General features: G+C 66.5%; 12 protein-coding genes. 6 read left to right on the forward strand and 6 right to left on the reverse strand.

What is annotated here, in order from left to right; translation table 11 throughout:
* Positions 1–13: 13 nt before the first annotated feature.
* From pyrR to gshB, 5 genes are all read right to left on the reverse strand, one after another.
* Complete coding sequence (pyrR, locus tag H7A76_RS02595) at positions 14–520, reverse strand: bifunctional pyr operon transcriptional regulator/uracil phosphoribosyltransferase PyrR (RefSeq protein WP_185697058.1); 507 nt, start codon at positions 518–520, stop codon at positions 14–16.
* Between the two features lie 258 nt (positions 521–778).
* Entirely contained in the window at positions 779–1,216 is a 438-nt protein-coding gene (gene ruvX / locus H7A76_RS02600) for a Holliday junction resolvase RuvX (protein ID WP_185697059.1), read from the reverse strand.
* A complete protein-coding gene (locus tag H7A76_RS02605) occupies positions 1,216–1,785 on the reverse strand; it encodes a YqgE/AlgH family protein (protein ID WP_185697060.1) in 570 nt (189 codons plus the stop codon). The genes ruvX and H7A76_RS02605 overlap by 1 nt, the downstream gene beginning before the upstream one ends.
* Positions 1,786–1,866: 81 nt before the next feature.
* On the reverse strand, positions 1,867–2,766 hold the full coding sequence (locus H7A76_RS02610) for an energy transducer TonB (RefSeq protein WP_185697061.1): 900 nt from the start codon (positions 2,764–2,766) through the stop codon (positions 1,867–1,869).
* Positions 2,767–2,896: 130 nt separating this feature from the next.
* The gene (gene gshB, locus H7A76_RS02615) at positions 2,897–3,868 is read right to left on the reverse strand and encodes a glutathione synthase (RefSeq protein WP_185697062.1); all 972 of its coding nucleotides are present in this window, start codon (positions 3,866–3,868) and stop codon (positions 2,897–2,899) included.
* A 294-nt stretch (positions 3,869–4,162) separates the two neighbouring features.
* Between gshB and pilG the strand changes: the two genes are divergently transcribed.
* The 6 genes from pilG (at position 4,163) to H7A76_RS02645 (ending at position 14,095) form a co-directional block, all read left to right on the forward strand.
* Complete coding sequence (pilG, locus tag H7A76_RS02620) at positions 4,163–4,567, forward strand: twitching motility response regulator PilG (RefSeq protein ID WP_022641612.1); 405 nt, start codon at positions 4,163–4,165, stop codon at positions 4,565–4,567.
* A 57-nt stretch (positions 4,568–4,624) separates the two neighbouring features.
* Positions 4,625–4,990 (forward strand): twitching motility response regulator PilH, encoded by a 366-nt coding sequence (pilH, locus tag H7A76_RS02625; protein ID WP_022641611.1) that lies wholly within the window; start codon positions 4,625–4,627, stop codon positions 4,988–4,990.
* 11 nt (positions 4,991–5,001) lie between these two features.
* The gene (locus tag H7A76_RS02630; RefSeq protein ID WP_185697063.1) at positions 5,002–5,541 is read left to right on the forward strand and encodes a chemotaxis protein CheW; all 540 of its coding nucleotides are present in this window, start codon (positions 5,002–5,004) and stop codon (positions 5,539–5,541) included.
* A gap of 131 nt (positions 5,542–5,672) precedes the next feature.
* Complete coding sequence (locus H7A76_RS02635; RefSeq protein ID WP_185697064.1) at positions 5,673–7,736, forward strand: methyl-accepting chemotaxis protein; 2,064 nt, start codon at positions 5,673–5,675, stop codon at positions 7,734–7,736.
* Between the two features lie 28 nt (positions 7,737–7,764).
* Complete coding sequence (locus H7A76_RS02640) at positions 7,765–13,644, forward strand: Hpt domain-containing protein (protein ID WP_185697065.1); 5,880 nt, start codon at positions 7,765–7,767, stop codon at positions 13,642–13,644.
* Complete coding sequence (locus tag H7A76_RS02645) at positions 13,637–14,095, forward strand: chemotaxis protein CheW (RefSeq protein ID WP_185697066.1); 459 nt, start codon at positions 13,637–13,639, stop codon at positions 14,093–14,095. The genes H7A76_RS02640 and H7A76_RS02645 overlap by 8 nt, the downstream gene beginning before the upstream one ends.
* Here the strand turns inward: H7A76_RS02645 and H7A76_RS02650 are convergent.
* Complete coding sequence (locus H7A76_RS02650) at positions 14,092–14,658, reverse strand: NADAR family protein (protein WP_185697067.1); 567 nt, start codon at positions 14,656–14,658, stop codon at positions 14,092–14,094. The two genes, H7A76_RS02645 and H7A76_RS02650, sit on opposite strands and share 4 nt — an antisense overlap.
* Between the last annotated feature and the right edge of the window lie 113 nt (positions 14,659–14,771).

Here is a 14,771-nt window from a genome sequence, read left to right on the forward strand (position 1 = left end):
TAAAAGGGCGGGTTTAGAGGGCGAGGTCTTGGAGCTCGAGTTGAAGCGGCGCAGGACCGGACAATTTTACCCGCTCGTGGGCCGCCAGCGACAGGGTCGCGCCCACCACATTCGGCCGGATCGGCAGCTCGGCGGCGTTCAGGTCCAGCAGGCAGACCAGGGTCACGCTGGCCGGGCGGCCATAGTCGAACAGCTCGTTGAGGGCGGCGCGGATGGTCCGGCCGCTCATCAGCACGTCATCGATCAGCACCAGGTGCTGGCCTTCGATCTCGAACGGCAGCTCGGACGGGCGCACTTGAGGGTGCAGGCCGTTCTGGCTGAAGTCATCGCGGTAGAAGGAAACGTCCAGGGTGCCCAGGGGCGCGTCGCTGCCCAGGGCTTCCAGCAGCGCCTGGGCGACCCAGACACCGCCGGTCCGGATACCGATGAAGCGAGGCTCGCTGATGGCGCGCTGGACCAGGTGGGCGTTGAGATCGATGGCCATCTGGCTGATCAGGGCGGCGGGATTGGGCAGGCTCATGGTGGCTCCTTCTTGGGCTCGCGCCTTGTTGTCCGATAGCGGGGCGCGGTGACTTGGAACTTGCCCGGGATCTGCTGCGCTTGGCTCGTGGGGCGTTGCAAGTGGCTTCGAAATGCTCATTTAGGTGTCTAAACTCCGCTTTCTGCGCCATTCCTGACTCGCCCGAGCATCGCTCGCTGGATCGTCGGCAGGTTCTTGTGGCTGGTGTCGGGCCAGGAGGCGCGCAGCCGCAGGCCGCGCATCCTCAGGATTCGGTCGCTAGGTATTCAGCAGCGTGGCGTGCTCGTCGAGCCAGCCCTGCAGCAGCAGGGCGGCGGCAATGGCGTCCACCGGGTTGTCGCGGTAGCTGCCTTTCTGGCCGCCCCGGGCCAGGCGTTCGCCCTTGGCCTCGAAGGTGGTCAGGCGTTCGTCGTGGGTATAGAAGGGCACGTTGAAGCGGCCGTTCAGGCGCCGGGCGAACTTCTCGGCGCGCTGGCACATCTCGCTCGGGGTGCCGTCCATGTTCAGGGGCAGGCCCACCACCACCGCATCGGGTTGCCATTCCTTGAACAGGGCCTCGACCTGGTTCCAGTCCGGCACGCCATTCTGCGCCTTCAAGGTGCACAGCTCGCGGGCCTGGCCAGTGATGGCCTGGCCCACGGCAACGCCGATCTGCCGGGTGCCGTAGTCGAAGCCCAGGATCAGTCGCAAGGCCATCAGGCGTGGCCCGCCTGGCTGGTGAGCAGGCTGAGGTTGACCCCCAGGTGACGGGCGGCCGCTTCCAGGCGCAGTTCGCTGCTGGTGTTGAACAGGATGTCGGCGTCGAACGGGCAGGTCAGCCAGGCGTTGTCGGCCAGCTCGGCTTCCAGTTGCCCGGCTTCCCAGCCGGCGTAGCCCAGGGCGATCAGGCTCTTGGTCGGGCCCACGCCGTCGGCGATGGCGAACAAGACATCCTGGGAGGTCGACAGCGAGACGCCATCGAGCTCCACCGTGGCCTGGTAGATCGGGCCGCTGGGGTGCAGGACGAAGCCGCGATCGGTCTGCACCGGGCCGCCGCTGAAGATCGGCACGTGCTGGCACAGCAGCGACGGGTCTTCGTCAGGGCGCAGTTGCTCCAGGATATCGGCCAGGCTCAGGTCCTGCGGGCGGTTGATCACCAGCCCCATGGCGCCATTGGCGTTGTGCTCGACGATGTAGGTCAAGGTCTGGGCAAAGTTCGGGTCGGCCATGTGCGGCATGGCGATCAGGAAATGATGCTTGAGGTAGCTGGGGCTGAGGTTCTTCATGAGCGCTAGTGTGGCGGTGGCGGGCCCGGCTGACAAGCTGGCGATGCGCCCGCGAGCAGGGGCGTGGCGCTGGCCGGGCGGTCAGTTGCTGGACAGCTTGTCGCCCCGGGCGAAGCGCCAGGTACGGATGATTTCCAGGCGGTCGATGTCCGACAGGTCGCCAGTGAAGGGGGCGAACGGCGCGGCCAGGCGCACGATGCGCTGGGCGGCCTGGTCCAGCAGTGGCTGGCCGGAAGACTCCAGTACCAGCACTTCATACAGCGAGCCGTCGCGGTTGATCGACACCATCAACCGCAGGTTGCCGTAGATCTGCTTGCGCCGGGCTTCCTCGGGGTAGTTGAGGTTGCCGATGCGCTCGACCTTCTTGCGCCATTCGTCCTTGTACCAGGCGCCCTTGTCGCGCATGGTCGAGGCCGCGCTCAGGCGGTGGATCCGTGGGCGCTTGGCGTACAGCTGCTGTTCGTTGGCCAGTTCGGCTTCCAGGCTGGAGATCTCGCTGGACAGCTGCGAGCTGTCGAACGATGGCGCGTCGGCCTTGGGCGTCGGTTCGCGCTTGACCTCTTCGCGTTGGGTCACGGTCTTCTTCGGCTTGGGCGCGGTGGTGGCCACGGCCGCCTTGGGCGCGGCCTCCTTGACTTGCGGCTTGACCGACGGTGGCGGCACGACCTTTTTCACCGAGTTGTCCTGGAAGGGCGCTACTTCGGTGGTCTTGGGAATGGCCTTCTTGTTCAGGGTGCCGCTGCCCTGCTGGTGGTCCTGGGCCAGGAAGTCGGCCTTCTTCGGCTTGGTCTCGCTCTTGAAGGTGGCCAGGGTGATTTCCAGGGTCTTGCTGATCTGCTGGGGCTCGGCGAAGGAAAAGCTCAGGCCGAGGATCAGCACCAGGTGCAGGAGCGCCGCGAGGAACAGGGTGAATCCCAGGCGATCGGCCGCGCGGACGCCACCGTGGGCCAGCTCGGGTGGCAGGTCGGACGTAAGGCTCATTGGCAGTTCGACATCACAGCAGGCATTGCACAAACCAACATCACGGTTTCACAGGCGGCGCATGATAACGCAATGTTGGTTTCAAGCTGTAAGCCTCAAGCTTCAAGCGACCAGCTGCATGTGATGCAGGTCAAGCTTGCGGCTTGTTGCTTGCGGCTTGCAGCTTGCTTGCGATGGCATCCATCAGCATCGCGCCGATGTTGGTGCCGAAGGCATTGTCGATTTCGCGGATGCAGGTCGGGCTGGTGACGTTGATTTCCGTCAGGTGCTCGCCGATCACGTCGAGGCCGACGAACAGCAAGCCCTTGGCCCGCAGGGTCGGGCCGACCTGGGCGGCGATCCAGCGATCCTTGTCGCTCAGCGGGCGGGCTTCGCCACGTCCTCCGGCGGCCAGGTTGCCCCGGGTTTCGCCGGCAGCCGGAATCCGCGCCAGGCAATAGGGCACCGGTTCGCCGTCGATCATCAGGATGCGCTTGTCGCCGTCCTTGATCGCCGGCAGGTAGGCCTGGGCCATGATCTGCTGGCTGCCCAGCACGGTCAGGGTCTCCAGGATCACCGACAGGTTCGGGTCGCCCGCACGGTGGCGGAAGATCGAGGTGCCGCCCATGCCGTCCAGGGGCTTGAGGATCACGTCGCCATGCTGGGCGGCGAACTCGCGCAGGACATCGGCGCGGCGGCTGACCACCGTGGGCGGGGTGCACTGCGGGAACAGCGTGGCGAACAGCTTTTCATTGCAGTCGCGCAGGCTCTGGGGCTTGTTGACCACCAGCACGCCGGCGCTCTCGGCCTGCTCCAGCAGGTAGGTGGAGTAAACGAACTCCATGTCGAAGGGCGGATCCTTGCGCATCAGGATCACGTCCAGGTCGCTCAGCGGGCTGTCGATCTCGTCTTCCAGCGTGAACCACTTCTGTGGGTCGGCGAAGACCTGCAGCGGGCGCATGCGGGCCCGGGCCACGCCGGCGCTCTGATAGAGATCGCGCTGCTCCATATAGAAGAGGCTCCAGCCGCGTTCCTGGGCGGCCAGCAACATGGCCAGCGAGCTGTCCTTTTTATAGGAGATGCTGGCGATAGGGTCCATGACAATCCCGACGCGAACGCTCATGGGGCGGATTCCTTCAATCAAATGGGTGGAAGCAGGCTGGGGGTCGGTCGCTGTCCGGTGACGGGCCGGCGTTGCCGGACACACGGGAACAGCTCCTGAAAGTGGCGTCAGAGTGGCGCTGACAGAGACCTGGGTCAAGGAAAAACCACTGCCCTGCGTAGTCCATGGATTGCAGGGGGGAGAGTGTGCTAAAAAGGCTCGCATGCCGGGCCGGGGCCTTGAAGTTCAAGGGTTTGGGGCATTGGCCAGCGGTACCCGATCAAATCGATTCGCTGGGGCGACGGTAGAGCAGACATGGAACAGCAATCCAACGCCTTGAAGGTCATGGTGATCGACGATTCGAAGACAATTCGCCGCACGGCCGAGATGCTGCTGAAGAACGTCGGCTGCGAGGTCATCACCGCGGTGGATGGCTTCGAAGCCCTGGCCAAGATCGTCGACCATCACCCCGGGATCATCTTCGTCGACATCATGATGCCGCGCCTCGACGGTTATCAGACCTGTGCGCTGGTCAAGAACAACAGCGCGTTCAAGTCCACTCCCGTGATCATGCTGTCCTCCAAGGACGGGCTGTTCGACAAGGCCAAGGGCCGCATCGTCGGCTCCGACCAGTTTTTGACCAAACCCTTCAGCAAGGAAGAACTGCTCAGCGCGATCAGGGCCCATGTCCCGGACTTCGTCGCGCTTGCGCCACAGTAGACACGCACAGCGGCGCCCGGCCAGTGGATCGCGCGCCTATACCGTATGGGGAAGACCATGGCTCGTATCCTGATCGTCGATGACTCGCCGACCGAAATGTACAAACTCACCGGCATGCTGGAAAAGCACGGCCACGAAGTGCTCAAGGCCGAGAATGGCGCCGACGGCGTGGCCCTGGCCCGGGAAGAGAAGCCCGATGCAGTGCTGATGGACATCGTCATGCCCGGCCTCAACGGCTTCCAGGCCACCCGCCAGTTGACCAAGGATGCCGAGACCAGCCATATCCCGGTGATCATCATCACCACCAAGGATCAGGAAACCGACAAGGTCTGGGGCACGCGCCAGGGCGCCAGGGACTACCTGACCAAGCCGGTGGAAGAAGAGACCCTGATCAAGACCCTGAACAACGTCCTGGCCGGCTGACCGCCCGTGCCATGAGCGAATCCCGGACCGCCTTCGAACTGCTGCTGGAGATCGACCAGCGCTGCCGCTTGCTGGCCGCCGACCTGCCATCCCAGGAAACCCGCCAGCACAGCTGGAGCGGCATCGGTTTCCGCCTGGGCAACCGCTGGTACGTGGCGGCCATGGGCGAGGTCAGTGAAGTCCTGCACGAGCCGCGCCATACCCTGTTGCCGAGGGTCAAGCCCTGGGTTCGCGGTGTGGCCAACCTGCGCGGGCGGCTGCTGCCGATCATGGACCTGTGCGCATTCCTCGGCCACGAGGTGTCGCCCTTGCGCTTGCAGCGGCGGGTGCTGGTGGTGGAATACAAGGAGCTGTTCGTCGGCCTTCTGGTGGATGAAGTGGCGGGCCTCAAGCATTTTGCCCAGGACACCCTGGAGCCCGGCCTCAGCGATCTTGCCGACACCGCGATCAATCCCTATCTGCAGGGACAGTTTCGCCGCGAGCAGATCTGGCAAGTGTTCAGCCCCTTCGCCCTGGTCCGTTCGCCAGGGTTCCTGGAGGTGGCGGCGTGAACCGCGCCCAGGCGCCTGCATTACCCGTTCGCAGTACCACGGGAGGCCCCGGCCTTCCTGGATCTATCCACGCCGCCTGGCTGTCCCGGGCGACCGAATGCGGGATCCCCCGCTCGCCACAGGCCTGATCGATGACCAAAGCCAAACCCGGCAAGCCCCAGGAAGGCTCCCGCAGCCGCTCGCAGATCGTCGCGCTGTTCATCGCGCTGATCGTGTTCATCATGTTGCTGTTCGCCAACTTCGCCTACCTCAACACCCAGGCCACCTACGACAAGCAGTACATCGGCCATGCCGGCGAGCTGCGGGTACTGTCCCAGCGCATCGCCAAGAACGCCACCGAGGCCGCGGCCGGCAAGGCTGCCGCGTTCAAGCTGCTGGCCGATGCCCGCAATGACTTTGCCCAGCGCTGGGGCTACCTGAAGAAGGGCGACCCGGCCACCGGCCTGCCGGGTGCCCCGGTGGCGCTGCGCCAGGAGATGCGCGCGGTGCAGCTGGACTGGGAAAAACTGCTGAAGAACGCCGACGCGATCCTCGCCAGCGAGCAGACGGTGCTGTCGCTGCACCAGGTGGCCGCGACCCTGGCCGAGACCGTGCCGCAGTTGCAGGTGGAATACGAGAAGGTGGTGGAGATCCTCCTCCAGCGCGGCGCCCCCGCCAGCCAGGTGGCCATGGCCCAGCGCCAGTCGCTGCTGGCCGAGCGGATCCTCGGCGCGGTCAACACCGTGCTGGCCGGGGACGAGAATGCCGTGCAGGCCGCCGATGCCTTCGGTCGCGACGCCGCACGCTTCGGCCAGGTGCTCAACGGCATGCTGCAAGGCAACCCGGGATTGAAGATCAGCCAGGTCGAGGACCCTGATGCCAGGGCGCGGCTGACGGAGATTTCCGAGCTGTTCGAGTTCGTCTCAGGCTCCGTGGACGAAATCCTCGAGACGTCCCCCGAGCTGTTCCAGGTGCGTGAGTCGGCCGGCAATATCTTCAGCCTGTCCCAGACCCTGCTGGACGAAGCCTCGCGCCTGGCCATCGGCTTCGAGAACCTGGCCGGCAGCCGCAAGCTGGACACCATCGGCGGTTATGTCCTGGGCCTGCTGGCCCTGGCCTCGATCATCCTCATCGGCCTGGTGATGGTCCGCGAGACCAACCGCCAGCTACGCGAGACCGCCGAGAAGAACGAGCGCAACCAGAACGCGATCATGCGCCTGCTGGACGAGATCGAGGACCTGGCCGATGGCGACCTGACGGTGACCGCCTCGGTGACCGAGGACTTCACCGGGACCATCGCCGACTCCATCAATTACTCCGTCGACCAGTTGCGTGACCTGGTGGCCACCATCAACCTCACCGCCGGCCAGGTGGCGAGCGCGGTGCAGGAAACCCAGACCACCGCCATGCAGTTGGCCGAAGCCTCCGAGCACCAGGCGCAGCAGATTTCCGAAGCCTCCACGGCGATCAACGAAATGGCCCAATCCATCGACCAGGTATCGGCCAACGCCGCCGAGTCCTCGGCGGTGGCCGAGCGTTCGGTGGAGATCGCCAACAAGGGCAACGAGGTGGTGCACAACACCATCCATGGCATGGACAACATCCGCGAGCAGATCCAGGACACCGCCAAGCGGATCAAGCGCCTTGGCGAGTCTTCCCAGGAGATCGGGGATATTGTCAGCCTGATCGACGACATTGCCGACCAGACCAATATCCTGGCCTTGAATGCGGCCATCCAGGCGTCCATGGCCGGTGATGCCGGTCGCGGTTTTGCCGTGGTGGCCGACGAGGTACAGCGGCTGGCGGAACGTTCCTCGGCCGCGACCCGGCAGATCGAGACCCTGGTCCGGGCGATCCAGACCGACACCAACGAAGCGGTGATCTCCATGGAGCAGACCACCACCGAAGTGGTGCGCGGGGCACGCCTGGCGCAGGATGCCGGAGTGGCGCTGGAGGAGATCGAAGGCGTATCCAAGACCCTGGCGGCGCTGATCCAGAGCATCTCCAACGCGGCCCAGCAGCAGACTTCCTCGGCCGGGCAGATTTCCCTGACCATGAACGTGATCCAGCAGATCACCTCGCAGACCTCGTCCGGCTCCACGGCGACCGCCGAGAGCATCGGCAACCTGGCGAAGATGGCCAGCCAGCTGCGCCGCTCGGTTTCCGGCTTCACCCTGCCGGCGACCCGGGCGCCTGCCACCAATGACAACCGCTGACTGAAACAAGGCTTTGACTGGAGTGGTTATGGTTGATCGGCACGACTACGTGGCCCTGGAATGGGTCAAGGGCGCAATGGCCGAAACCCTGAAGCTGGCGTATCAGGCGCTGGAGCATCTGGCCGAGGATCCCCGGGCGCCCGATGCCCTCGAGCAATGCCTGGAAGGCATCCATCAGGTCCACGGCAGCTTGCAGATGGCGGAGTTCTACGGCGCGGCGCTGCTGGCCGAAGAGATGGAAAAGCTCGCCCTGGCCCTGCAGCAGGAGCGCGTGGCCCAGCGCGACGAAGCCCTGCGCCTGCTGCGCCAGGCCATTGGCCAGTTGCCGCAGTACCTGGACCGGGTGCAGAGCGCACGTCGCGACCTGCCGCTGGTGGTGCTGCCGTTGCTCAACGACCTGCGCAGCGCCCGTGGCGAGAGCCTGCTTTCGGAAACCAGCCTGTTCAGCCCGCAGTTGCCCAGCCTGCCGCCGCTGACCGACAAGGCCCTGGCGGCGCTGGAGCCCCAGGAGCTGGCGACCCAGTTGCGCAAGTTGCGGCATATGCTGCAAACCGCCCTGGTGGACCTGCTGCGCGAGCAGGACGACGAAATCAGCCTGGGCCATATGGCCAAGGTCTTCGAGCGCCTGGAAGCCCTGTGCCAGGATGCGCCGCTGGCCCCCTTGTGGCATATCGCCTCGGCGCTGGTGGAAGGCATGCGCCAGGGCGTGGTTGCCAACAGCCCGGCGGTGCGCAGCTTGCTCAAGGATGCCGAGAAGGAACTCAAGCGCCTGCAAGAGCAGGGCATGCCCGGGGTCAACCGGGCCGCCCCCGAAGAGCTGCTCAAGAGCCTGTTGTTCTATATCGCCAAGGCGCGCCATCCCACCCCATTGATGCTGACCATGAAAGAACGTTACGGACTGGACGACGCATTGCCCGACAGCGCAGTGGTCGATGAAGAGCGGGCGCGCATGGCCGGCCCCGACCGCGATGCCCTGCGCTCGGTGCTGACCGCGGTGTGCGACGGCCTGGTGCGGGTCAAGGAACGCCTGGACCTGTTCGTGCGCAGCGACCGCCAGCATGCCGACGACCTGGATGGCCTGCTCGCGCCCCTGCGGCAGATCGCCGACACCCTGGCAGTGCTGGGTTTCGGCCAGCCGCGCAAGGTGATCATCGACCAGTTGGCGGTGATCCAGAGCCTGGCCCAGGGCCAGCGCGCGCCCGACGACGCGGTGCTGATGGACGTGGCCGGGGCGCTGCTGTACGTCGAGGCTACCCTGGCGGGCATGGCCGGCACCGTGGAGCCGGAGAGCCGCGAGGAAAGCCGCCTGCCCACCACCGACCTGACCCAGATCCACCAACTGGTGATCAAGGAGTCGCGGGCCTGCCTGCAACAGGCCAAGGAACTGTTGCTCGAATCCATCGAGGCCGATTGGGAGCATGAGCCACTGTTGGCCCTGCCCGAGCTGCTGACCCAGGTGCGCGGAGCCCTGGCGATGATCCCCTTGCCCCGGGCGGCGGGGCTGCTGCAGGCCTGCAATGGTTTTATCGGCGAGCGGCTGTTGACGGCCAGGGCCCTGCCGGACTGGCAGCAGCTGGATCACCTGGCGGACGTGATCGCTAGCCTGGACTACTACCTGGAACGCTTGAACGAAGATCCCGAGGCGCCGGGAGAAAAGATCCTCGACATCGCCCAGCAGGGGCTGGTGGCCCTGGGGTATGCGCCGCAGGCCCAGGCACCGCTGCCGGCGCACGAAGAGCAGGCGCTGACGCTGGCGGACGATCCCCAGGTCGCGCAGTCCCTGGCCGACGCCCTGGCCACGCCGGTTTCGCTCCTCAATCCGCCGGCCCTGAGCACCCCCGGCAGCCTGCTGCCGCCGCCGGTGGGCGAGGCGCCGGTGGACGACGAGCTGCGCGAAGTCTTTCTCGAAGAAACCGAGGAAGTGCTGGAGATGCTCCGCGAGTACCTGCCGCGCTGGGAGGCCGATCCCCAGGGCCGGTCCGCCCTGAGCGAGTTGCGCCGGGCTTTCCATACCCTCAAGGGCAGCGGGCGGATGGTCCGGGCCCTGGTGCTGGGTGAGCTGGCCTGGGCGGTGGAGAACCTGCTCAACCGGGTGCTGGAACACAGCGTGGAGCCCAGCGTCCAGGTGCGCCAGCTGGTGGGCGATACCCTGGGCCTGTTGCCGGAACTGATCGCCGAGTACGCCGCCCATGCCCAGCGCCAGCGTGATGATGTCGACCGCCTGGCGGCCCGGGCCCATGCCCTGGCCAGCGGCGCCACGCCCACGGCGCCGCGCGACGATGCCCTGGACCCGCAGTTGCTGGAGATCTTCCGTGCCGAGGCCCAGACCCACCTGGACAGCGTCAACCGTTTCCTCGACCAGGCCGCCGAACAATTGCCGTTGCAGGCCAGCGATGCCCTGCAACGGGCCCTGCACACCCTCAAGGGCAGCGCCTCGATGGCCGGCGTGTGGCCGATCGCCGAGCTGGCCGGTCCTTTCGACCAGCTGGCGCGCGAGTATCGCGCCCACCTGATCCCCCTGGACCTGGACGAGGTAGAGCTGCTGCTGGAGGCCGAGGGCCTGCTGCGCAAGGGCCTGCGTCAGTTGGACAGCACGCCGTTGGCGGCCATCGACGGCGCCCGGGCGCTGGCCGGCCGGGCCCTGGCCCTGCTCGGCGAACGCCTGGAAGCCGTGCTCGATGCCCCGGACAGCGCACCGCGGGCCAAGCGCGCCCCGCAACTGATCAACGACTTCCTGGCCCAGGGCATGGACATCCTGCTGGATGCCGAAACCCTGTTGCTGCGCTGGCAGCAGCATCCCGGCGAGCGCCAGGAACTCAACGACCTGCTGGATGAGCTGACCACCCTGGGCGAAGGCGCGCACCTGGCCGACCTGCAGCCGGTGGATGAACTGTGCGAAGCCTTGCTCGACCTGTACGGCGCGGTGGAAGAAAGCAGCCTGGCGGTCAGCGAGCGCTTTTTCCACGAGGCCCAGGGCGCCCATGAGGCGCTGATCAACATGCTCGACGAACTGGCCGCCGGCCAGGAAGTCAGCCCGCAGCCCGAGCGGCTCCGGGCCTTGCGTGCGCTGCTGGACGAAAGCCTGGATCCGTCCGCCACCGGCTTGGTCAAGAGCGATGGCAGCCGGGCCCTGAGCATCAGCGAGCTGGGCGCTGCCACCGCGGGCCTTGCGCAACAGGCGCCGCAGGCAGCCGATGACGAGCTGGTGGACATCTTCCTCGAGGAAGCGGTGGATATCCTCGACAGCGCCGACCAGGCCCTGCAACGCTGGCTGTCCGATCCGGAAAACGGCGCGCCGCTGTCCTCCCTGCAACGGGACATGCACACCCTCAAGGGCGGTGCGCGGATGGCCGAGGTGGCGCCGGTGGCGGAGCTGGCCCAGGAGCTGGAGTCGCTGTACGAAGGCTTGGTGGATCGTCGCTACAGCCATGGCCAACCCCTGGGCCTGCTGCTGCGTGGCAGCCATGAGCAACTGGCGGTGCTGCTCCGGCAGTTGCAGGGCCAACGGCCGCTGGACGACTCCCGGGCCCAGGTCGAGGCACTGCGCAGCTATCGGCAGCAGGCCAGTGGCCCTGGCGAGAGCGGGGCCGAGAGCGAGGAGGCGGATCACTCGGCCCAGGACCCGGAACTGCTGGAAATCTTCCTCGAAGAAGGCTTCGACATCATCGACAGCTCCGCCGCCGCCCTGAGCCGCTGGCAGGCCGATCCCCAGTCCCGCCAGGAGGTGGAGACCCTGCTGCGCGACCTGCACACCCTCAAGGGCGGCGCGCGGATGGTGGAGATCAGCGCCATCGGCGACCTGGCCCATGAGCTGGAGTTTCTCTTCGAAGGCTTGTCCGCCGGCTTGCTGCAACCCAGCCCGGTGCTCTTCACCCTGTTGCAGAAGAGCCACGACCGCCTGGCCCAGATGCTCGACGCCGCCCGGGCCGGGCAACCGATCGAGGCTGCCCGCAAGCTCATCGATGCCATCCACGACCTGAGCCATCCGCGGGGGGCGGCGACCCCGACCCCGGAACTGGCGGCGCCGGTCGGCAAACCCGAGCCGGTCGCGCCGCAGCCGGAGGTGGCGGCCGCGGCCGACATGGTCAAGGTCTCGGCGGAGCTGCTGGACGACCTGGTGAACCTGGCCGGGGAGACCTCGATCTTTCGCGGCCGCATCGAACAACAGGTCAATGACGCCCGGGTGGCGCTGACCGAGATGGAAACCACCATCGAGCGGATCCGCGACCAGTTGCGCCGCCTGGATACCGAGACCCAGGGCCGGATCCTCAGCCGCCAGCAGGTGGAAGCCGAGCGCCTGGGCTACGAAGAATTCGACCCGCTGGAGATGGACCGCCATTCCCAGCTGCAACAGCTATCCCGGGCCTTGTTCGAGTCGGCCTCGGACCTGCTGGACCTCAAGGACACCCTCGACCGGCGCAACCATGATGCTGCCGACTTGCTGCAACAACAGGGACGCATCAACACCGAGTTGCAAGAAGGCCTGATGCGTACCCGCATGGTGCCGTTCGAGCGCATGGTGCCGCGCTTGCGGCGTATCGTCCGCCAGGTGGCCGAAGAGCTGGGCAAGGATGTGGAGTTCGTGGTCGGCAACGCCGAAGGCGAAATGGATCGCAATGTCCTGGAACGCATGGTCGCGCCCCTCGAGCACATGCTGCGCAACGCCGTCGACCACGGCCTGGAGTCAGCCCAGGCGCGGCGCGCGGCGGGCAAGCCGGAGCAGGGGCGGATCACCCTGGACCTGTCCCGCGAGGGCGGCGATATCGTCTTCGACATGCGTGACGACGGCGCCGGCGTGCCCCTGGAAGCCGTGCGCAAGAAGGCCATCAAGCGTGGCCTGCTGGACCCGCAGGCGCAGGTCAGCGACCGCGAGGTGCTGCAGTTCATCATGCAGCCGGGGTTTTCCACCGCCGAGAAGATCACCCAGATCTCCGGGCGCGGGGTGGGCATGGATGTGGTCCACGAGGAAGTGCGCCAGCTGGGCGGCAGCATGAGCATCGACTCGGTGGCCGGCAGGGGCGTGCACTTTCGCATCCGCCTGCCGTTCACCGTTTCGGTCAACCGGGCGTTGATGGTCCAGTGTGGCGACGAGCACTACGCGATCCCGCTCAACACCGTGGACGGCATCGTGCGGGTCATGCCGGGAGAGCTGGCCGCCTATTACCAGCTCGACCCGCCGCGCTACGAGTACGCCGGCCAGTGCTACCAGCTGTGCTATCTGGGCGAGTTGCTGCACACCGTGCCGCGGCCCAAGCTGCTGGGCCAGGTGCAGGCGCTGCCGGTGTTGCTGGTGCAATGCAACGAACAGCGGGTCGCGGTGCAGGTGGATGCTACCTTCGGCACCCGGGAAATCGTGGTCAAGAGCCTGGGGCCGCAGTTCGCCGCGGTCCAGGGGCTGTCCGGGGCGACCATCCTCGGCGATGGCCGGGTGGTGCTGATCCTCGACCTGCTGGCCCATATCCGCGCCCGCCAGGACGCGCCGCCGCAGCCCCGGGCGCCTGGCGAGGAGGGTGCCGGCGAGGCGCAGGCGCCGCGGCCGATGCTGGTGCTGGTGGTGGACGACTCGGTGACCGTGCGCAAGGTCACCAGCCGCTTGCTGGAGCGCCATGGCATGAGCGTGCTGACCGCCAAGGACGGCGTCGACGCCATGGCGTTGCTGGCCGAGCACACGCCGGACCTGATGCTGCTGGATATCGAGATGCCGCGCATGGATGGTTTCGAAGTGGCGATCCAGGTGCGCAACGATCCGCGCCTGCACCGCTTGCCGATCATCATGATCACCTCGCGCACCGGCCAGAAGCACCGCGACCGGGCCATGGCCATCGGCGTCAACGACTACCTCGGCAAGCCCTATCAAGAGTCGGTGCTGTTGGAAAGCATCGCCCTGTGGAGCAAGAACCATGCTTGACCATCGCTCCAGCACCCTCACCGGGCTGTTGCTGCCCCTGGCCGACCGCACCCTGATCCTGCCCAACGTGGCGGTGGCCGAGCTGATCGACTACCAGCAGGGGCGCTTCGACCTGGACTCGCCACCCTGGTACCTGGGGCGAGTGCTGTGGCGCGACCGGCAGATCGCGCTGGTCAGCTTCGAGGCGGCCTGTGGCAACCCCACGGTGATCGGCGAGCGAGCGCGAATCGTCGTGCTCAATGCCCTGGGCGGGCGCCCGGAGCTGAAGTTCATCGCCTTGCTGGTGCAGGGCATCCCGCGCTCCTGCAAGCTCGACAGCCAGCTCAGCTATGTCGACGTACCCCTGGCCTCCCTGGAGAAAGCCGCGGTGCAGGTCGCCGAGCAGGTGGCCAGGGTGCCGGACCTGCCGGCCCTCGAGGAGCTGCTGGTGGAGGCCGGGCTGGCGCCTTAGGCCTCGGCCGCCAGCAGGCGGTCGCGCACTTCCATCAGGGCATAGCCCAGCAGGTTGAGCCCGCGCCACTGCTCAGGCCGGCTGGCCTTGGCATCGTCCGCTGTCAGGCCAATGCCCCATATCCGATCCACCGGGCTGGCTTCCACCAGCACTTGATCCCGCGTGGACAGCAGGTATTCGCCCAGGGCCTGATGCTGGCTGAACTTGGCCAGGTTACCGCGCACCACGATGTCGAAACGCGCTGCCTGCCATTGCGTGTCATCGAAGCCGCGTACTTCGCGGCCCAACTGTTTGACGTCCGCCGGGGTGGTTGCCTTGAGGATGCGCCCGTGGGTTTGCTGGTCGTCGAACAGCAGGGCCTTGCCGGCCATCATGTAGTGCTCGGCGGTGGGGTAGTGAATGCCATCGATCTCGAAGCCAGCGTCGAACCACTGGCTGAAACAGCTCTGGGAAACCCGTCCGTCCCGGGGCGGCTGGTGGCCCCAGAACATCAGGTAGTCGGGCTTGAGGCCGCGTTGTAGTTGTCCCAGCAAGTCCTGGTTGGAGCGAATCGGTGTGTCCATGCTGACTCTCATCATGTGTTCCGGCCGTTGAGCGGCCAATCCGGCGCGCATTGTGTACCGGGCGCCAGGAGGGATGCCATCGCCGGGTGGTATGAAGATCGTTGAGTCGCGCC

The sequence above is a fragment of the Pseudomonas sp. MSSRFD41 genome, from assembly GCF_014230245.1.
Taxonomy (GTDB): domain Bacteria; phylum Pseudomonadota; class Gammaproteobacteria; order Pseudomonadales; family Pseudomonadaceae; genus Aquipseudomonas; species Aquipseudomonas piscis.